Raw genomic sequence first — 20898 nt, forward strand, 5'->3', positions numbered from 1 at the left:
GAGCAGAGCAGGCCCAGGGCTACTGAAAGCCCGCTCCGTACCGCTTAGCGGTCGGAGTCGGGTAGTTTACTCGGAACGAGAGTTGAGACCGACAGGCTTTTGAGCAGTGGAGCTCTCGCTTGGCTCGGGCAGATAGAGACGTTCTTCCGAGGCGTCGTACTCAAACAGCTCTGCATAGCGTCCCCAGTCAATGGCGGTGGCAAACTGCCGTTCGGCTTCAGCGTGGGGGAAGTGTTCGTCCCAAAGATCCAAGAAGAAGTCCGCTCGCATGGAGCGGCTGCCTTTTTCTTCCAGAGTCTGCAAGATGCTGCGGAACACGGGAACCCGTGCCAATAGCTGTTGTCGGAAGAGATCCTTGCTGCGCAGGATGGTGGTGTTGGCAAAGTCCTGGCCAATTTCGGTCAGTTGCACCACCCCGCTGGCCACCTCGGCAAAGCCCAACAGCACCGCCGCATCCAAAATCGGCAGCAGATCGTCCACGGCCAGTTGCAGCCGCTCGGCCAAATCGGCAATCTCCGCCCGCCCTTGCGGCCACTCCACGATCAACTCCAGCAGACCGCTGATCCCGCCCACCCGCGCATGGGGCAGAGGCAAGGCATAGGGGGAAGTGGCCTTATCACCAGCCAGCGCAGGCAGAGCCACCTCTCCGGTAACAGCAATTTCGGGGTTGGTCATGATCTCGTAGATGTAGTCCACCAAGGACTTAAAGCGGGGATCCGTGCGCTCGTGGGGCCGCGGCAGATCTATTCTCACCTCCCCCCGGATCCGCCCCGGGTTGGATCCCAGAATCACCACCCGATCCGCTAAAAACACCGCCTCTTCGATGTTGTGGGTAACGATGAGGATGCTTTGGGAAGGGAAGGCTTGCGCATTCCACAGCTCATCAATTTCCCCCCGCAGGTTTTCGGCAGTCAGCACGTCCAAAGCGCTAAAAGGCTCATCCATAAACAGCACCTTGGGCTCTAGGACAAAGGCGCGGGCAAAGCCCACCCGCTGCTTCATCCCCCCCGAAAGCTCCTTGGGGTAAGCGCTCTCAAACCCATCCAAGCCCACCAAGTCAATGGCCTTCAGGGCCTTTTGCCGGCGGATCTCGCGGGGGATCCCTTGGGCTTGCAGCCCCAGCTCCACATTTTCTTGCACGGTCAGCCAGGGTAGGAGAGCAAAGCTCTGAAACACCATCGCCACATCGGGGTTAGGCCCGCGTAGAGGCTGGCCGTTGCTCAGCACCCGCCCTTGGCTGGGGGGGATCAGGCCCGCCATGATGCGCAAAAGGGTGCTTTTGCCACTGCCGCTGCGGCCCAGCAGAGCCAAGACTTCCCCAGCCCGCACCTGCAGGTCAATCTGGCTTAAAACGGTAAACTCCCCCTTGCCCTCTGGCAAAGGAAAGCGCTTGTAGACTTTCTCGACCTCGATCAAAACGGGGGAAGCTGCAGAGCTCATATTGCCTCAGAAATTGAAAAGACTAAAGGTGATACTTTTCTTCCGCCAACTGATACAGCCGTCGCCAGAACAGACGGTTAATGCCCACCACAAACAAGCTCATCATGCCAATGCCCAAGGTAATGCGGGGCCAGTCCCCCACCGAGGTTGCCTCGGCAATGTAGGTGCCCAATCCTGTAGCCTTGAGGGTGGTGGATCCCCAGGCCACAATCTCCGAGACAATGCTGGCGTTCCAAGCGCCGCCGCTGGCCGTGACTCCCCCGGTGACCCAGGCGGAAAAGATCCCTGGAATGATCAGCTTTCGCCAGCGCTGCCATCCCCGCAGGCCCACATCCACGGCCATTTCTCGCAAGTCCGTGGGGATGCTCTGGGCGCCGGCAATGGAGTTGAAAAGGATGTACCACTGTGCCCCCAACGACATGAGCAAAATGCTGCCCCACTCAATGCTGATCTGGGCGCGGATAAAAAACAACGTGGCAAAGGGAAAAAGGAAATTGGCCGGGAAAGCTGCCAGGAATTGCACCACCGGCTGCAGCAGTTTCGCCAGTTTTGGATTAAAGCCAATGGCCACCCCAATGGGAGTCCAGATCACCGTGGCGAACACCAGCAACACGCTAACCCGCAGCAGGGTGAGGATCCCTAGCCCGAAGGTCAGCATCACCTCTCCAAAGCCCACAGTGGTAGCCACAAAATAAACAATCCAAATCCCAATGCCGCCAATAGCTGCCCGGGAAAGCTGGGTTAGCAGCCGCTCGCGGCGTCGCTCGGCCTCAGGACTGAGGGGATCCACCCAGTGCGGGCGAGTCAGATAGGACAACAGCCGATCCACCAACTCTGCCAAGGGGGACAGCCAACTGCCGATCAGCCGCGGGATCCGCGCCGTGGTCAGCAGATCGTACAGCCAGGATTCGGGGGCAGCAGCCCCGCTGCTCTGTTCCAGGCGAAACTTATCCGACCAAGCCACCAAAGGCCGCCAGAAGAGCTGATCCACCAGCAGGATCACCCCGGCCATGGTCAGGAGCGCCCAGCCCAGCTTGGGCAGATCCTCCGCCTGGACGGCCGCTTCCACATAGGATCCCAGGCCCGGCAGCGTGTATTCCTGGTTGAGCACGCTGATGGCTTCGCTGGCTGCCACAAAGAACCACCCTCCGCCAAAGCTCATCATGGCGTTCCAGATGAGGCCCACCATTGCCGCCGGCACTTCCAACTGGGTAAAGCGCTGCCACCCCGACAGGCGATACAAGGTAGCCGCTTCCACCAACTCTTGAGGCAGCGTGCGCAGGGATTGGTAGAAGGAAAAGGTCATGTTCCAGACTTGGCTGGTGAAGATGGCAAAGATAGAAGCCGCCTCCAGCCCCAGCAAGCTGCCGGGAAAAAGGGCAATAAAGCCGGTGACGGTAATGGAGAGAAACCCCAACACCGGCACCGATTGCAAGACATCCAACAGGGGGATCAAAATTCGCTCGGCCCAGCGACTTTTGGCAGCAATGTAGCCATAGATCAAGGTAAAAAGGGTGGAAAAGGCCAAGGCAATGAACATGCGCAAGGTGGAGCGGGCCGCATAGTAGGGCAGGTTGCGCGGATCCAAGTCGATCCGGGGCACCACCGCCGGGGGCTGAAACCGCTCAAAAGCCCCTACCCCCACCTGCGCCACCAAGGCCAGGAGAACCAACGTGCCCAGAATGATGGCCCCATCGGCAGCCCCCGCTGGCAGCCGACGCAGCGCCTCCGGAGAAGGAAAAGTCCTCATCTTCCCTGACCAAGCCCGGCATCCGCGCCCAGTGTACACCGTTTGCGGTTAGCCAGGATCCAGCCGGCTACTCTTCCGGCAAGTCGGGGGGAGACTCCTTCCACTGGGGATCGTCCAAGATGGCTTTTTTGGTCTGCTTGAGTTGTTTCCACAGCTCTTTGATTTGCCGGTAGGCTTCTTCCGGGGTAATTTTGCCCCCGGTTTCCAAGCTACAAATCAAGGACACTTTATTGCTAAATTCCTGCAGGTTGGCATCAAAAACTAGGTTCTGCGGCTTCACTTCGCCCCAGTAGGGATAGCGAGGCGAAATGAATTCATCTTTGTTGGGAGGAGTTGGTTCTGCCACGGCCTAACCAGGGTAAAAGAATGGTTCACAACAAGAAGGTCAACATGAAAAGCTCCATTAAAGCAGGATCTACTAGCCCAGTTTATGGGCGTTTTCTCTTAACCGGCTTGGGTACTTTTGTGGGATCTCGCAGAGGATAAAACGGCTCTTGAATAGACGCTTCCCCACGTGTCGAGGGGGTGGAACTCTTCCTAGCTTTGGGTTGGGGGGGGGAACGCTTCAGGCGTGGGCGCGGCGGCGTTTTGAGTACTGGGCCGATGGGAGTGCCCGCCTCCACATAGAGCAGGGATCCACGGCGGCGCACCTGCAGATCCCAGAAATTGCCTACCCCTTTGCCCGGCAGGGATCCGATCAGGCGCAATTTGAAGGCTTGGGGCTTGGGGGCTGCGGCTCCATCCTTCTGGACTCGCTGAGAGGGAGAGTTGGCGGAAGCTTTTTTGCCCGATTGACGGATCTTGACGATGATGAACCCTTTCTCCTGGGATTGAAAAACGACCTCGCCCCGGATGGAAAACCAATCCGGCACCACTGTTGGACGGGATCCCTCGGGGAGAGTTCGCCCCATTTCTTCTGGGGCCCACACCCCCAGCAACTGCACGTGCAGATCTTCGGTTTTGTCGCGGGTGCGAGGATAAACCACCCACAGATAGTTGCGTTCCGGCCGTAGATGCTTGCGTACCAGGCTCATCACCCGGCCCAGCAATACGGCATTCAGATCCAAGCCATCCGAGGTGCGCAAAATCCCGCGGGTAAAGTGCTCTGGGGAGGGGATGTATTGCCCTTCGATGAGGCCGATGGCTCGGTATTGCATCTTCTCCCCAGGCGGGGGGATGGGTTCCAAACAGACTCGCTCTTTCTTTTCTTCCAAGCTAGCAGTGGTACTGACAACAGGCTGCAAGGACTCCGTCCCGCTGTCGCGAACAGCACCAGGAGCTGCCGCAGGATCCTGAGCTTTTGCCGACGACAGGGATCCCTTGGCCTCGCCGGTTGAGCTGGGTCTGGGGGGCCGTACAGGTCGAAAGGGAGGTCTCAGATCGGAGGACATTGTGACGGTTCCGTTGCTGTCAATTCAGAATGCTCGGCGGCAGACATTTACCGTTGCAAAAACAGGCTATAGCTTTAGCTTTGCTCTTGACCCAAGGCTTGCTCAGCACACCACCCATTAGCCTAACAATGCCCAACAGCGTTTTTCCATTCTGCTTCTATTGGGAAACTCCTAGCAGCTGCCCTTGCCCGCAGTTGTCAACACTGTAGCCGACCTGTAGCCAATGGTAGCAACTGTTCCAAGGGAATGGTTCTCAGGCTGCAGGATGTCTATTCCCCAGACAGGGCCATTGATATTGATCTTGAGTATCTGTAGTTTTTTCCGGCAACGCTGACTGGAGCCAATAGAGGTGTTTTTGCACAGCCGGGATCCAACTGGCCGATCCCCAGGGCTCTCTAAGGGCTGGATTGCATTCCCTCAGCCAAGGGGATCCATTCAGCCATCTTGAAGCTCATCGCTTAGGCAGGCGTTGCCCACACCTGCGGAGTGAAGCTGCCGTGTAGGCCATAGGGAATGTGGTGCCGCAATGGGATACGCGCGACGGGGCCGGCTGTCAGATCGGCTGCTTCTAGGATCACCACTTGAGAGCGCTGGCTGGCCGCATCAAAAACCACCGTCACGATCCACCCTGCCTCTTCGCCCTGACCTTCTGGATCGGGGATGAACACCGGTTCTCCCACAAAGCCGCGGGGGGCAAAGCTGTACTGCTGTGTGCGGCCTGTGGCGGTATCCAGCTTGAGGATGGCTTGCAGAGGAGCATTGGGGCCAGGAGCATGGGTGGCCCCGATGTAGATGTAGCGGTGGGATCCCCCCATTCGAGCCGGGTGGATGGCCGGAAACTCCACCGAGCGATCCAGCAGCAGTTCCCGCTTCACGCTGCCCCCCTTGGGATCCAGATAGAACCGCCACAGCTTGCCCGCCGGAATTTGGGCAAAGTCAATCTGCAGGTAATCGGCATCCGGCTCCAGGGCAGGGTAGCTCTCATAGAGGACGGCATCCACCACCACCTGATCCCCGACTTCGTAGCCGTTGACAAAATGGAAAACAAACCCCGGCTCCGTTTCCAGTTGCAGCGGCTCGTCGCCCTGGGGAAAGAGCCAGATGCGGGTCGGCTCCCCCGGTTTCAAGGTCAGACAGGTGCCCGCCGGTTGCCAGCCCAACACAAACGGCAGGGGATTGAAAGCCAAGGGATTTTGGAAAAAGATACGGTAGCGGGGTGTCCAGACAAAATCGTGCAGGAAGGCAAAACCGGGCAGGCGGTAATCCCGCTTTTCCACCAAGCGCCCGCGCGAGTCCAGACGATAAAACAGCAACGTGGAGTTCTGGGCAGCCCGCACCCCAAAGGCGATGAGATCTCCCGTGTGGGGATCCCGCCGGGGATGGGCGGTAAAAGGCTGGTTGGCTGAGATCCCTCCTGCAAACGTTTCGATCCCCTCGGTGGCCAAGGTGGCCGGGTTCAGCCGGTAAGGGGCACTGGCCTCCCACAGGGCCAGCAGCTTGTCTCCCTGGTAGATGACATTGGTGTTGGCGGGATTTTTAAACCGCAAGTCGAGAAAGTTGCTCCACCAGCCGCCCGGCTTTTGGGTGCCAAACACCCCTCGGTAGAGCACCCGACCGGCTTTTTCCTCTGCTTCAAACTCGCGGGTGCGCACAAACCGGTTGCGAAAATGAACCTTCCCCTCCACAAAGGTGATGGCGCAGACCATGCCATCGCCATCGAACGGGTGCCCGTAGCGCTGGGATCCCGCCTCCAGCTTGCCCGGGCCGTTGCGAAACAGGGTTCCCCGCAACCCTGCCGGGATCCGTCCTTCGATCTCCGTAATCCAATAGTCGTACTCCTGGGATAGGGAGCGATAGCCCAATTGCCAGTCGGTGGTGCTGTAGGGAAGGGAAGCGACGCTGACCATGGAAGATCTGCATGCAACGCCCTCTATTGTTGCTTAAACTTTTGTGAAGTCGCCAGTTTTTCTGGGCCGGGATAGCCACCTTGGTTGGGATCCCCAAGATGGAGTCGCCCCGATTCGACTATGGTAGGAAATGCCCCCAAAGCGCCTGACAGGATCCACAGTACCCATGTTTGATGCCCTCTCCGAGAAGTTGGAATTGGCCTGGAGAAAGCTGCGCGGCCAGGACAAGATCACCGAAACCAACATTCAAGAAGCTCTGCGGGAGGTGCGGCGAGCCCTGCTGGATGCGGATGTCAATTTGCAGGTGGTGAAGCAGTTTATCGAGGATGTGCGGGAAGCTGCCCTGGGCTCCGAGGTCATCCTGGGGGTGACACCGGATCAGCAGTTCATCAAGATCGTCCACGACGAGCTGGTGAAGGTGATGGGAGAAGCCAACGTGCCCATCGCCCAAGCGGAGCAGCCTCCCACCATTGTCCTCATGGCCGGTTTGCAGGGATCCGGGAAAACCACCACCTGCGCCAAGTTGGCTCTGTATTTGCGCAAGCAGGGCAAGAAGTCTCTCATGGTGGCCGGAGACATCTACCGTCCGGCGGCCATCGACCAGCTCAAGACGCTGGGCCAGCAAATTCAGATCCCCGTTTTCGACCTGGGCAAAGCAGATCCCGTCGAGATTGCCCGGCAGGGGGTGGAGACGGCCCGGCAGCAGGGCTACGACTACGTGATTTTGGACACTGCCGGTCGTTTGCAGATCGACCTGGAGATGATGGCGGAGCTGGAGCGGATCAAGGCGGCGGTGCAGCCCCACGAGATCCTGCTGGTGGTGGATGCCATGATCGGCCAAGAGGCAGCCAGCCTTACCCGAGCCTTCCACGAGCGCTTGGGCATTACCGGCGCCATTCTCACCAAGCTGGATGGGGACACCCGCGGTGGGGCCGCCCTTTCCATTCGCCAAGTGTCCGGTCAGCCCATCAAGTTCATCGGCGTCGGCGAAAAGGTGGAAGCGCTGGATCCCTTCTACCCGGATCGCATGGCCTCCCGCATTCTGGGTATGGGGGATATCCTCAGCTTGGTGGAAAAAGCTCAAGAGGAAATCGACCTGGGAGATGCCGCCAGCATGGCGGAGAAGATGATGACTGCCCAGTTTGATTTCACCGATTTCCTCAAGCAGATGCGCCTAATTAAACGCATGGGATCCTTGGCAGGGCTGCTGAGACTGATGCCGGGGATGGGCAAAATCAGCGAGGAACAACTGCAAAAGGGACAAGACCAACTGGCCCGCGCCGAAGCCATGATCAACTCCATGACCCCCGAAGAGCGCCGCAACCCGGATCTGTTGGCCCGCAGCGTCAGCCGCAAACGACGGGTGGCCCGCGGATCTGGCCACAAGCTGGAGGATGTCAGCCGACTGGTCAGTGATTTTCAACGCATGCGCGACATGATGCGCAACATGGGCATGGGTGGCGGTTTTCCCGGTATGGGTTGGGGGGGTGGGCGTACCTCTCTTCCCGGCGGGGATCCCAGTTGGCGCGGACGTTCAACGGCCTCTCCCTCTCGGCAACAGCCCAGCCGCAAACCGGGCAAAGGTGGGGGTAAAAAAGGGGGCGGCAACCGCGGATTTGGGGGCAAGTAGGATAGGATTATGCCCTTCCACGTTGTTTTGGTTGCCCCAGAGATCCCGGCCAACACGGGGAATATCGCCCGCACCTGTGCAGCCACCGATACGCCTCTCCATCTGGTGGATCCTCTGGGGTTTCGCCTTTCGGATCGCTACCTCAAGCGGGCGGGGCTGGACTATTGGCAGCACGTCCAACTGTATCGCTACCCCTCTTGGTCTGCTCTGGTGCAGGCCCACCCTGAGGCCCGGTTCTGGTGTTTTAGTGTGCGCGGCAAAGCCCTCTATACGGAAGTAACCTATCAGCCGGGAGACTGGTTGGTGTTCGGCAGCGAAAGCCGGGGGTTGGATCCCATGTTTTTGGAAACCTATCCCAGCGTGCGCATTCCGTTGCGGGGGCCGGTGCGCAGCCTGAACCTCAGCAATGCCGTAGCGATTGCCCTTTTTGAGGCGCTACGTCAGCAGGGATCCCTGACAAAAGAATAAGTGGTCGGGTTGGCCCTGATATAATAGCTGCTTCTCCCCGTCAGGAAGATGTGTGCTCTGCAGTATCTGCGCCCCGACTTGCTCTACCTCAAGCCCTACGACGCCGTGCCAGCCCCGGCTGCCGACAAGCTGGATGCCAATGAGTTCCCCCTCGATTGGCCGGCGGGCTTCAAGCAGAAGCTCTCCCTCCTTTGGGAAAAGGGGATCCCCAGCAACCGCTATCCCGATGCCCACCACCGGGGCCTGAAGCAGGCCATCGCCGCCTATGCCGGAGCGGAGCCAGAGCAGATCAGCCTGGGCAATGGGTCGGATGAGCTGATCCGCTCCCTGCTGATTGCCACCTGTCTGGGCGGGCGGGGCGGCATTTTGGTGGCAGAGCCCACCTTCTCCATGTACGCCATCCTGGCCCAGAGCCTGGGGATCCCAGTGGTGCGAGTTCCCCGCGACCCGGAGACGTTTGCTCTGGATCTAGAGCGATGTCAACAGGCTTTGAGGGAGCATCCGATTCGGGTGGTGTGCCTGGTGGATCCCAACTCGCCGACGGGGAATGGCCTGACGGCTGCAGAGTGGGAGTGGGTGGAAGGGCTGCCCGAAGAGATTCTGGTGATTTTGGATGAGGCCTATTTTGAGTTCAGCCGGCACACAGCCCTGCCCAAATTGGCGGAGCATCCCAACTGGGTAATCTTGCGCACCTTCTCCAAAGCTTTTCGTCTGGCGGCCCACAGGGTGGGCTATGCTGTGGGTCATCCACAGCTTATGCAAGTGTTGGATGGGATCCGCCTGCCCTACAACCTCACGGCCCTTTCTCAGTGGGCGGTTCAGATGGCTTTGGAGCATGCCGAGGAGCTTTTGGCCGACGTGACGCTAATTTGTCAGGAGCGGGAAGCCCTTTATCAAGCTCTGCAGGAGCTGCCAGGGGTGCGGGTGTGGCCCAGCCAAGCCAACTTCCTCTACTTCCGGGTGGCCGGCTGGGATCCCCAAGAGCTGCAGCGGGCCTGGCAGGAGCTGGGGACTGGTGTGCGCTACACGGGTGGGGGGCTGCGTCTGACGGTGGGCACCCCTGAAGAGAACCGACGGGCCTTGGAGCGCCTGCGCCAAATCCTGCAATAGGCCTCCCGGCCTGCGTTCGGAGCCAGCCTAGGTGGATGGGTCGGCGCGCGAAAAGCGCTGGATCAAGCTGTGCACCTGCTGCAAGTGTCGTTCGTCCAGATGCTCCAGCGCCTGGGCGATTTCCGCTCTGAGTCGGCTCTGGGTGTCGGTTTGGGCCCGCTGCAGCAGCCAACTTTGGACAGGGCTGGGGTGCTCCACAAAGTCAAGCGCCCAGGGATCCCATTCCTCCAGCTCGGGCTCTGCCTGGGGCAGTTGCTCACGCCAGCGCTCTTGAGCGCGGCTAAACTCCTCCGCCAAAAGATCGGTCGGTCGTCCCTCCGCCTGCAGAGAATCTCTGTACTTCTTGTGAACCAAAAGCCAGCGCTGCCGAATCTGAGAGCGTTGCCATCTTGGGATTCTACCGATTCTGTTTTCAGCAAAGCGCTCATAAAACCTGAGCGCATCTCGGTAGCAGCCCAGTCGCTCGTAGGCTAGGCCCACCTCCAGCGGCTGCAGCCACCAAGCGTGCTCCCCGCGCACACTGCTTACCACTTCCTGCAGAAAATCCCGCAGTCCAGGGAGCTTCCACCTCAGCTCATCCCAGTTGGTTTCCATGTCTCGAGCCATGCTGGCCACCAACTCGTAGTCATGTCCGCGCTGCCACGCCTGTGGGTGGGCCTGAACCACTTCCCAAAGCCTGCACCACTCGCGGCGCCGGATCAGGATTCGCAGCAGCAGCGGCCACTCTTTCAAGCGCTCCAGGCTGAGAATGACGTCGTTGATGTACTCCTCCCACTCGCCCGCGAGGGGACGTCCCGCCTCCTGCCATTTGCTCACCACTGCTGCGTCCTGCCGGTCTTTGGATAGCCACCTCACCTGGCCAGGCGGCTTCTCCAATTGGATCTTGGCTCGGTAGTAGCGGGAATGCTCCGTTTGGCCACCTTGATCCCAAATGGCAACTGCCTCCTCAAGTTTTTGTTGCTGGAAATAACAGATGCCGAGAATCTTGTGATATTGCCCTGCGAACGGCTGCCGCTGGCCAAGAAAGGCCAAACGCTCCCTCAAAGCCTCAAGAGTCTCTTGCCAAAAAAGTTCACGATCCTCCGGCTTAGGACAAAAAGTCCCTAGGTTATCGAAAACTTCCTCCAGCTCCGCCAAAAACTTCTCCACACAAACCTTCCAAGTCAGATCCGAATGCTTCGGGCTGACCTCAACGCTCAACCAATCTCGCACTCGAACTATCTGTCGAAAGCGCTCCATGGACTTGGCAGAGCTGCTTTGGGTTACCACCATCAAATCCACCAGAGGACCGTAGTTAGGGATCTCGGAGCACCTGGCAAAGTGAGTAGAACGATGCTGCTGCAACTCTGACCAAGCTTTTGCCTTCCAAAAGCACTCCCAGGCTTCTCGGATGAGATTTCTATTGGGTAGGGCGGATCTTTCCAAGCTTAAAAACTGACGGCCTGCAGAAACGTAATCCCTCTGCAGCTTGAGGATCCAAGCTTGGCATTCCTGTTCTAATTTCTGGTTGCCTGCCTGCCGAGCAAAGGCGCGCGCATCTTCCAAGAGCTCAGGATTTCCCTCCTCTACCCCTTGCCTAAGAAACCCAAGAGCCAAGTCCAGCACATCCTGTAAGTTTTTATCCGTCCAGTATTGGATGCCAGTGCCTTGAGCGAAGCCGGCCAGTACAGGCGGATGCGTTTGCCATTGGGATCGATCGGGCTGCAAATGAGAGTGATTGAGCCAAAAGTCAATCTCCAAGGCAGGATCCCAGAATTCCCGCCAGCCGGCTGCAGTATCCACAACAGCTAAGGCTTCGATGGGGCGGGTAATACCAACGTATAGCTGGTTGAGAAAATAATGTAGTTGCAGGGATACCTTCTCTGCAGCTTCTTGAGCGTAGTGGTTAAGCCTTCGGCTAAAGTTTTGTCGATAGCAGTCGCCAAACTTGTAGAGAATGATCTTTTTGAACTCCATGCCCTTGACAGCGGTAACAGTCTGCAGCAGCGCCGGCTTGAGATTTTGCTCCAGCTCTTCGGCAAAAACCCTCTGGAGGTCGGGATCTTGGCGCACGTAGTCCAGCTCCTCTCCTATAGAACAAGGCAGGATGCAAACTGTACCCGTGCTGTTCCTGAGCATACTCCTCAGCTCATGTTGAGTTAAGTTCTTGTCTTGGCCATCCAGTACAAACTTTTGAGCTGGCCTCCCCGGTTCCTGAAAACGCCAAGGCTGCTGTGGGCAAATCCCCCGATCATTGCTAAGAACTCGCCGCCACAAGTTGATAAGGTTGCTAAAACGAGTAATCTGAGGGCTACAGCGGTAATTATTTTTTAACTCCCGGGGACTTGGAATCTCGAGAGAATGGCCGGGCAACAAGTAAGCACGGATATGCTCGTAGAGATACCTCCTCAGGGCACCCCAACGAAATCCTGTAGGATTGATAGTTTGCAGAGGATCCCCAGCAAAAGCATAAGGTAAACGCTCGATAGCCCAATCCAACTTATATTTTCCCCAGGGGGACAAGCAGAAAACAATATTCAGTTCAAGCTGGGTAAAGTCTTGAACCTCATCACAGAAAATGACTGGGTGAATTGATCTAAGAAAACCATTCTGTAACACATCCCTAGCCAAATCTTGATCGTCCCAGTAGCTTCCGTAGGTAGTTCGTTCTTGATAACCCGGCCAAACTTGCTCGTATATTCGATCAAAGACTTCTACATTTACAGTGCGGTCGGCTTGAGGCAATTCCCGATAGCAATCTGGATCCAAGTAGTCGCTTACTCCATAGCCCTTGATCAGAGTACGAATCGTATGCCAAGCTAATTCTACATCACTGCGGCCGCGGTACCAGCTCCGGAATCGATAAAAATTGACATATCGCTCTGGTTGATAGCGTTCTTGTCTCTCTGGTGGAAGGCAGCTTAACAGGTAGTCCTGGAAGGTGCTAAAGAAAGCTTGACATCGCTCAATTTCCCCTTCTGAGAAGTCACTGCCTCTCTCTCGGTAACGATGGTTGACCCGCAAAATTGTACTTACCTTGCTGCGGGCTTGCTGTACTAGACTCGGGCTATAGGTTAAAAAGAGAGGACGGTACTGAAAGCTTCCTTTGCTTGAATCCTTCAGGTAATGGCTGCAGTAATCAGCAAAACGGTAATACAACATCAGAGATTTGCCGCTCCCAGCTCGCCCGTTGATTAGTAGAGGCATAGAGGTGCTTTGGAGAATTTCTTCTTCCTCCATCGACAAAGCTAAGTTCCCCTCTGTAGTCTCCTGGATTTCCAGCCAGACGTTTTCATCTGCAACCATGGAGTCGGGGTAGGCGCGGCGGGCATATCGCTTCCAAATCTCTAAAGATTGTGGGTGTTGGAGAATATCCGGCTGATCGGCCCCCCTCCCAAATAGGCAAGTTCGGCGCCCCAGGTCAAACCGCTCTCTCTGCTCCGGAGCGTGGTCGTAAACTCCAATTAAAAATGGAGATAAGACTTTTTCCTGCTCACATACCTGCACCAGGCTGATAGCCAGATGTATCGAGCCTTCCCGCCAGCACCTAACCTCAGTTTCTGGATAAAACAGTGGTAGTTTCCAGTAGAGATTCCCTTTCTCATCGCCAATGATGAATTGCTCTACCGCCCGATACACTTGGCGCCGCTGTTCTAGAGAAAGGGCTTGCACTTGCCGAACCCATTCCCCGCTTTCCAACACAAGCCGCTCCTGGCGGTTGGGAGTATTTAAAAACTGTATCCAATCGTACAGTTCGTTGGGCAGAGGGAGGAGCTGGTTTTGCCGCGCTTCTTCTTGTTCATTTTCCGCTTGCCTTTGTGCCAGCCATGCCTGTAGCTGATCGTCAGACACCCAGTTCCTCACCCGCTCTTGATAGCTGGGATCCTGCCGCCGCTCCAGGAACTCTCGGTACTCGTGGCTGCCTCTCCCCCAAAGGCCAAACAAGACCAAAACCGGCACCTCTCCCAGATAGCGCAGATCAGCCACCAAGCGAACGTTGCGCCGGAGGTTGCGTTTCCAGTAGGGGTAGCGAACGTCGAACAACCGGCTTAAAAGGGTGCGATCCCCCTGCTCCAGCCGTTCTATCAGCTCCTCAAGGTTGTATGGCGCTCCTGCCTCCAAAACTTCTTCTGGGCAATACACGTACATGGGATCCCACTGCTCAAGCTGTCCTGGTTTGAAGGCCATCTTAGAGGCGGCCTGCCTTGTCTGTCAGGTCTCTCTCAAAACTTGCTACCAAACTGAGAGACTAACCAAACAACTTCAATTGAAGCTAGAGTTAGACTTTTAAGCTTTGATAAACTGTGCTGAACTGTTAGAGAATCCAGGCTGTTACCGCGCGGCCCTAACGCCCATGCCTCTGTCAAGCTGTCTGGCGGCAGCATTCTCAGCAGAAGCCGATCGAACCGGCAGAGAAAAGGTTGCGACAGGGATCCCGCTGGCTCTAGATGAGGTTGTCCAAAGTGAACTTTGGAGAAAGGTGATGGGATCCTCCCCTAGCTGGATCGGTTTGCCCTCCCTGCTGGCAACAGCGGTCTTGGATCATTGAAGCAGAACGGGGTTTGGATCCCATCTCGTCTCAATACAGCTTTTTCCGACGTGGGGGGAGTTCTGTAGAACGGTGGGATCCGGTTGTTACCCCTGTTGACCGGTTTTTCAAGAATTGTCCACCCTACTACCCAAGGAGCGGCTATGCAATTGGTTTACTTCACCCCCATCCTCGATGTGCGCGTGCAGCAAAGCACCCTTGACTTCCCGAGGCAGCAGAGCTCTGGAGAGCACCCTCGCACTTTCTTCCCCACGCCATTACAGGTTTGGGAGAGCGGCGAAGCCTACATCGTCCAGTTGTGGGTGCCCGGTGCCAATCGGGAACGCTTCCACATCGAGGCCACGGCTCAACAGCTCTCCATCAGCGGCGAGATCCAGGTTCACGGCCCTGAAGGTGCTGAATTGCGCTACCAAGAAGTGGAGCCCCAACCTTTTCAACGCATCCTCAAGCTGGCCCGCCGCATCCAGCCGGAGAAAGTCTCGGCCACCTATCGCGACGGCATCCTCACCCTCACTCTGCCCAAAGCCGACGCAGCGCGGGTGATCAAAGTCCAAGTGGGCGCCTCAAACCCCACTACTCCGACGGAAGCCGTGACGGTGGAAAGCCAACCTGCCTAGGATCCCCAGTCTCTCCCTCTCTTTTCAGGCGAGGGGATCTAGCCGCTCCACTGCACGCGCACCTCATCTCCCACCTTAAAATCCAGCGCCCGGCTGGCATTGCCCCGGTTTTGCACGATCTCCACCCAGCCGGAGCTGCCCACCAGGGCCAGCACTTCCCCAACTTCTCCCTCAGCAAAGGTGGCCACGGAGCGGACGGGGATCCCTTTGATCCAGGCGCTCCAGCTTCGACCTTCCACCCACTGTCCGGGCAGGTTGGTGATGCCGTTGCCGAAGTGGTCGATGGCCTGGACCAGGCCGCGACAGCCGTTGGTCTCCATCTGGGGTGGCGGCCACTCCCAGCGGGTTAGTTCTGCTACGTCTAGGGGATCCCCCAGCTCCGCCAAAGGGATCCCGTTGGCCAGATGAGCGGCAACCGGGGCAAAAATATCCCGCCCATGAAAGGTGCGGCTGGGAGAGGGGGTGCGCCAATAGCGGGGCCGGTTGAGTTCCACAGCAGCCAGCGCCGGAGTTTGGGCCAAAACGCCGCTGAACAGGCCATTGTCAGGGCCAACCAAAAAGCCCGTCTCGGTTTGGATGGCTACCGCCCGGCGGCTACTCCCCACCCCTGGATCCACAACGGCCAGGTGAATGGTGCCCGACGGCAGATAGGGGTAGGCCGTCATCAGGGCAAAGCGAGCCGCCGCCACATCCTGAGGCGGGATCCCATGGCTGAGGTCGATGAGTTGAGCCTGTGGGGAAAGGGTATGAATCACCCCTTTCATAATGCCCACATAGGGATCCTGCAGGCCAAAATCCGTCAACAGGCTAATAAAAGGCATACCCTTTTGAGGCTTGAGGATCCCAGTTTAAGGATCCCAAAAGATAACAGCGCTTATGGATGGGGTGGCTAGCGGGCAGCAAGAGCAGGTTGCGGGCGCTCATACACCTGCCCCAAACGCGCCAACTGCTGCACCAACAAACTCAAGAACAGGCCCACATCGGTAACAATCCCCACCGACTCCAGGGATCCCCGATCGGCCAGCTTGGTCACCACTGCCGGGTTGATGTCCACGCAGATCAGCTTGACCCCGGCAGGCGTCATGTTCCCGGCTCCAATGGAGTGCAACATGCTGGAGAGCATCAACACCATGTCGGCCCCCTGTAGCAGCCGCGCATAATCCTGTTGGGCCTTGATCAGATCCATCTCCGTATCTGGCAGCGGCCCATCGTCGCGGATGGATCCCGCCAGGGAGAAGGGCACCTGAGCGCGAATACACTCGTAGAACACCCCGCCGGTAATCACGCCCGCTTCCACCGCAGCTCGGATACTGCCGTACTTGCGGATGAGGTTGATGGTTTTGAGGTGATGCTTGTGGCCGCCCTTGACCGGGGTGCCCCGCGACAGATCCACCCCCAGCGAGGTGCCGTAGAGATTCTGCTCCAAATCGTGAACGGCAATGGCATTGCCCCCCAGCAGCGCCTGCACATAGCCTTCGCGGATGAGGGTAGCCAAGTGGGATCCGCCGCCCGTGTGGATGACCACCGGCCCTGCCACCACCACCGTTTTGCCGCCCCGCTCCTTGATTTGCCGCAGCTCCCAGGCAATCTGCTCCACCAGGATCTCCACCCGCCGCTCGCTGGAGACTCCCGATCCCATAAAGGTGAACTCCTGGGAAGAGCGCTCTTTGCTGGCCTGGCGCACGGTGCGGATCCCTTCCACCCCACACACCACGGCATCCCCCACCTGCAAATCTCGAATCAGGGTGCAATAGGCTGAAAACTCCGTCTTGCCATTGCAATCGGATCCCTTGACCACGATCACCCCATCCATGCGCTGCCGCTGCACCGGGATCCACTGGCCGGACACCCGCACCTGCGTGGGGTAGATGGTGGTGACATAAAAATCGTCGGGCGCTACCCCTGCTTTCTCCACCCGCTCCAGACGGGCATCTTGCTGGGTTTCCTCCGAGAGACGGGCCCCCTGCTCGATCAAGGCGCTGAGAATGGTATCCAGGGTCTCTTCGGTGGGAGCGGAAACGGCCAGTTCCACCGTGGAAGTGCTCTGCCGTTTTTCCCCAAGCTGAAACTTGAGGATCTGGAAGCTGCCGCCATTGTCGACAATGCAATCGACGGCTCTGGTGAGCAGGTCGCTGTCCACCAAGTGTCCCTGGAGGGTCACCGTCCGGCTGAGCACCGTGGCCACCGGATCGGTTTGGGGAGCCACCGTCTCGTCGAGGCGCAGCGTCAGGCACTTGGCCGCCCCACCGGCTTTCAGGAACTCCGTCAGCTCCGTCTGCACCACCGCAAATCCCCGCTCCTGTAGGGTGGCTTCCAGCTCTGGGCTGACCCGATTCACCAAGATCGTGCCGTTCACATCCACGGCATTGCAGGCAAAGTGAATGGCATCCGCCTCCTGAACCGGGATCCGCTTTTCGGGGGGCACCCGCATCTCGATCAAGCGGTTGGAATAGGCATCAAAAGCCGGTGGATAGTAAAGCAAATAGCCTTCGGAGAGGGGGCAAAAGCAGGTGTCTAGGTGGTAGAACCGCTCGTCCACCAGCCGCAAAGACAACACCTCGATCCCCAGCCACTTGGCCAAGTAGGGGTGAGACTCCAACATGGAGCGAAAGCCGTAGCCCGCCCACAGCCAGCGCCCTGCCCGATCCAACAGAGCATCTCCCGCCCCCTCAAAAGCCAGGGCCGGCGGCAGCTCATAGACGGTGTAGCCCTGTTCCTCAAACCAAGCCTTGAAATGGGGCTGTTCCCCCTGCCGCTCTGGGTGATAAAAACGGCTCAGCACCACCTTGGATCCCAGGATGAGCCCAGCATTCGCCGTAAACACCATATCCGGCCATCCCGGCACCGGCTGGATTAGCTTCACCTCCGCCCGCTGCGAGAGATGCCGATAAAGAGCCTGCCACTGCTGCAGCGCCCGTTCTCGCGAAGAGCGGTGAACATTCCCCACCATCCAGGGGTTGATCACATAGTCCACCTCGTAGTGATCGGGTGGGCACATCAAATACCGAATGGCACCAGGCATAGATCTCAGAGCGCAATCTGCAGCAGGGCATCCCCTAGATTAGCAGTTGCGTGAGCAGCATCCTCAAGAATCATGAAAGAATCATTATTTGTGGGAATCTTTCGCCAGCTCTGGCTGCAGTGGGCTGGGATCGGCAATGTTGGGCAACTCCAGACAGTAGCCCGCCCCATAGACGGTTTTGATGTACTGGGGGTGGCGGGGATCCGGCTCCAGCTTGGTGCGCAGGTGGCGGATGTGAACACGGATGGTCTCGATGTCGTCGTCGGGCTCGTAGCCCCACACCTCCTGCAGGATTTCGCTGGGGGAAACGGTCTGCCCATGTCGCTGCATCAGACAGTGGAGCAGGTCAAACTCCAGGTGGGTGAGCTTGATCGTTTTGCCGAACCACAACGCCTCAAAGCGCTCCGGCACCAGCGTGAGAGGGCCATAGGTGAGGATCTCCCCATGCTTGGCCGCCTGTGGGATCCGGTCTGAGCGCCGCAACAGAGCCCGCACCCGCACCAGCAGCTCCTGCACCTCAAAAGGCTTGGTCAGGTAGTCGTCGGCACCGGCATTAAAGCCCTCGATCTTGTCCTGGGTTTGGCCGAGGGCGGTGAGCATCAAAATCGGGATCTCGCTGGTGCGCTCCTCCCGCCGCAAGCGCTGACAAACGGTCAGGCCATCTACCTGGGGCAGCATCAGGTCGAGGATGATCAGATCGGGGAGAACTTGCAGAGCCAGTGCTTGTCCGCGCACCCCATCGGTGGCCTTCACAACCTCGTAGCCCGCCAACTCCAGATTGATGCGCAGGATATCCAGAATCGAAGGGTCGTCCTCAATAATGAGTATGCGAGCCATAGCCGGTTGCAGCCCAAACTGCGGATAAAACGTTTTGTTAAATGTGCTAACAAAGAGCCGAAGCTTTACGACTGGAAGTTTACTTAATTTTAGCCTCATTGCAAATCTTACTGCGAAGTTAACCCGCAGGGTTGCCCAGCCCGGAGCCGGATGCAGGGGAAACTTTTCAACCCGTTTGGGGCAAATGGGTGCGTTTTTAAGGCCTACGGCCCGCTATCGCGAACGGATCTCCCTTTGGGGGAAGTGCTCCGCACCGCTGGCGCGAACGCGGCGATGAGGCGGCGGGTGTAGTCCTGCTGCGGCTGCTGGTAGATCTGGGAGGCGGGGCCAAGCTCTTCGATGCGGCCCCGGTTCATGACCATGATGCGGTCGCTCATGAACTTGACCACGCTCAGGTCGTGGGAGATGAACAGGTAGGCCAACCCCAGTTCCTCCTGCAGATCCTTGAGCAAGTTCAGCACCTGGGCCTGCACGGAGACATCCAGGGAAGACACTGCCTCATCGCAGACGATCAGGCGGGGCTCCGAGGCCAGGGCGCGGGCAATACAGATCCGCTGCCGCTGTCCTCCGGAAAACTGGTGGGGCAGGCGATCCAGCGCTTCCGGATCCAACCCTACCCGTTCAAACAGGCGTTGGGCCCGTGCTCGTCGCTCAGCAGCATTTCTCCCAATCCCGTGCAGGGCCATTGGCTCTATGACGCTGGCTCCCACACTCATGCGCGGATCCAGTGAGGCTGCCGGATCCTGAAAGATCAGCTGAATCTCGCGGCGGAGACGACGTAAGCGTTGGGGCGGCAAGCGGAGCAGCTCCTCGCCGTCGTAGATCACCTGGCCAGAGCTGGCACGGACCAGGCGCAACAGGGTTCGCCCCAGGGTGGTTTTGCCGCAGCCGGACTCTCCCACCAGCCCCAAGGTCTCTCCGGGGTAGAGGTCAAAGCTGATCCCATCCACAGCTCGGATCTCGCCCACCTGGCGGCCAAATGGCCCTCGACGGACGGCGTAGTGGGTTCGCAGATCCCGCACCTGCAGCAAGGGGGGCTGACTGTACAGCCGGCGCAGCCGTTCTTCCTCTAAGGACTCCGTCCCGCTTACGCGAACGGCAGCCGGGATCTCCACCTGCTGCCACTGCTCCTCTAGGGATCCCCCTTTTTCCAGAAAATCCTGGACGGTGGGCAACCGCCGCAACCGCCGCTCCAACACCGGGCGACAGGCCAACAGGCCGCGGGTGTAGGGATGCTGGGGATCCCGAAAGATCTGCTCCACCGATCCCTGTTCCACAGCTTGGCCCCGGCGCATCACCACCACCTGATCTGCCAGTTCGGCCACCAAGTTGAGATCGTGGGTGATGAAGAGGATGGCCATCTGCCGGTGCTGCTGCAGCTCCCAGAGCAGGCGCAGGATTTCCGCTTGCACCGTAACATCTAGAGCGGTGGTCGGCTCATCGGCAATCAACAGTTGGGGATTGGAGGCGATGGCACAGGCGATGGCCGCCCGTTGGATTTGGCCGCCGGAGAGCTGATGAGGGTAGCGCTCCAGCATCTGGGGAGAAAGCTGCACCTCCTCAAACAGGCGAATGGCTTGGGCGCGGATCTCCGCCGGGCTCAGGGAGGTGTTGGCCCTCAAGGTTTCCTGTAACTGCTGGCCACAGGTGTAGAGGGGGTTGAGGGCGGTGCTCGGCTCCTGGAAAATCATGGCGATCTGGGATCCGCGATAGCGCCGCCGTTGCCGGGGATCCAACTGCAGCCAGTCCACCGTTCCGTTGGGGCCCTTGAAGAGGATTTTGCCCTCCACCCGGGCCGAGCTGGGCAGCAGATCAATCAGCGTCAGGGCGGTCATGGTTTTGCCGGATCCCGACTCCCCCACCAGGCCTAAGGTCTGGCCGATCCCGATCTGGAAAGACAGCCCGTCCACCACCGGGGATCCCGAAGGCTCCCTCCTGCTGACGCCAACTGTGCGGCTGGGCAAGAAAACCCGCAGCCCTTGTACGGTCAGCAAGGCAGAATCGGCAGCAGGAACAGCCTCGATCATGGCGACGAAAGTGCTCCGCACCGCTGGCGCGAACGCATTAGGGGAATTGGCAGGATTATAGACTACCGCCCCCGCCTTGGCCTCCAAAGTGCTCCGCACCGCTGACCAAAAGGCGCGGCAAGCCCCGTCCTTCAGGGCAGGGAAGGATAGCGCCGACCGTAGCCGACGCCC

General features: G+C 58.5%; 14 protein-coding genes. 4 read left to right on the forward strand and 10 right to left on the reverse strand.

Features of this window, described 5'->3' with window-relative positions; all coding sequences use genetic code 11:
• Positions 1-66: 66 nt before the first annotated feature.
• The 5 genes from NW840_RS03820 to NW840_RS03840 all read right to left on the reverse strand — a co-directional run bounded on the left by NW840_RS03820 (position 67) and on the right by NW840_RS03840 (position 6488).
• The gene (locus NW840_RS03820) at positions 67-1440 is read right to left on the reverse strand and encodes a nitrate/sulfonate/bicarbonate ABC transporter ATP-binding protein (protein ID WP_414342476.1); all 1374 of its coding nucleotides are present in this window, start codon (positions 1438-1440) and stop codon (positions 67-69) included.
• Positions 1441-1462: 22 nt separating this feature from the next.
• On the reverse strand, positions 1463-3190 hold the full coding sequence (locus NW840_RS03825; RefSeq protein WP_414342478.1) for an ABC transporter permease: 1728 nt from the start codon (positions 3188-3190) through the stop codon (positions 1463-1465).
• 67 nt (positions 3191-3257) lie between these two features.
• Positions 3258-3536 carry a hypothetical protein gene (locus NW840_RS03830; RefSeq protein WP_414342480.1) on the reverse strand — a complete coding sequence of 93 codons (279 nt, stop codon included), beginning with the start codon at positions 3534-3536 and terminating at the stop codon, positions 3258-3260.
• Between the two features lie 82 nt (positions 3537-3618).
• A complete protein-coding gene (locus NW840_RS03835; RefSeq protein ID WP_414342482.1) occupies positions 3619-4581 on the reverse strand; it encodes a hypothetical protein in 963 nt (320 codons plus the stop codon).
• Between the two features lie 458 nt (positions 4582-5039).
• Entirely contained in the window at positions 5040-6488 is a 1449-nt protein-coding gene (locus NW840_RS03840; protein ID WP_414342484.1) for a carotenoid oxygenase family protein, read from the reverse strand.
• 166 nt (positions 6489-6654) lie between these two features.
• On the opposite strand from NW840_RS03840, the gene ffh reads away from it, so the two are divergent.
• From ffh to NW840_RS03855, 3 genes are read left to right on the forward strand one after another with little or no spacing between them, the layout of a single operon-like run.
• On the forward strand, positions 6655-8118 hold the full coding sequence (gene ffh, locus NW840_RS03845; protein WP_011431929.1) for a signal recognition particle protein: 1464 nt from the start codon (positions 6655-6657) through the stop codon (positions 8116-8118).
• A gap of 9 nt (positions 8119-8127) precedes the next feature.
• Positions 8128-8586, forward strand: coding sequence for a tRNA (cytidine(34)-2'-O)-methyltransferase (locus NW840_RS03850; RefSeq protein WP_414342486.1), 459 nt, complete (start codon positions 8128-8130; stop codon positions 8584-8586).
• A gap of 48 nt (positions 8587-8634) precedes the next feature.
• Entirely contained in the window at positions 8635-9696 is a 1062-nt protein-coding gene (locus NW840_RS03855) for a histidinol-phosphate transaminase (protein WP_011431927.1), read from the forward strand.
• Between the two features lie 27 nt (positions 9697-9723).
• On the opposite strand, the gene NW840_RS03860 is transcribed toward NW840_RS03855, so the two are convergent.
• A complete protein-coding gene (locus NW840_RS03860; protein ID WP_414342487.1) occupies positions 9724-13863 on the reverse strand; it encodes a hypothetical protein in 4140 nt (1379 codons plus the stop codon).
• 504 nt (positions 13864-14367) lie between these two features.
• Between NW840_RS03860 and NW840_RS03865 the strand changes: the two genes are divergently transcribed.
• Positions 14368-14841: an Hsp20/alpha crystallin family protein gene (locus NW840_RS03865; protein ID WP_414342488.1), complete on the forward strand. Its 474-nt coding sequence runs from the start codon at positions 14368-14370 to the stop codon at positions 14839-14841.
• A 38-nt stretch (positions 14842-14879) separates the two neighbouring features.
• Here the strand turns inward: NW840_RS03865 and NW840_RS03870 are convergent, their stop codons facing one another.
• From NW840_RS03870 to NW840_RS03885, 4 genes are all read right to left on the reverse strand, one after another.
• Complete coding sequence (locus NW840_RS03870; RefSeq protein ID WP_414342490.1) at positions 14880-15662, reverse strand: S-adenosyl-l-methionine hydroxide adenosyltransferase family protein; 783 nt, start codon at positions 15660-15662, stop codon at positions 14880-14882.
• 68 nt (positions 15663-15730) lie between these two features.
• Complete coding sequence (locus NW840_RS03875; RefSeq protein ID WP_414342491.1) at positions 15731-17863, reverse strand: TIGR00300 family protein; 2133 nt, start codon at positions 17861-17863, stop codon at positions 15731-15733.
• Between the two features lie 84 nt (positions 17864-17947).
• Positions 17948-18700, reverse strand: coding sequence for a response regulator transcription factor (locus tag NW840_RS03880; protein ID WP_414342492.1), 753 nt, complete (start codon positions 18698-18700; stop codon positions 17948-17950).
• A gap of 203 nt (positions 18701-18903) precedes the next feature.
• Positions 18904-20727 (reverse strand): ABC transporter ATP-binding protein, encoded by a 1824-nt coding sequence (locus tag NW840_RS03885; RefSeq protein WP_414342493.1) that lies wholly within the window; start codon positions 20725-20727, stop codon positions 18904-18906.
• Positions 20728-20898 lie beyond the last annotated feature (171 nt).

The organism is Synechococcus sp. R5-13 (assembly GCF_047462015.1).
GTDB lineage: Bacteria > Cyanobacteriota > Cyanobacteriia > Thermostichales > Thermostichaceae > Thermostichus.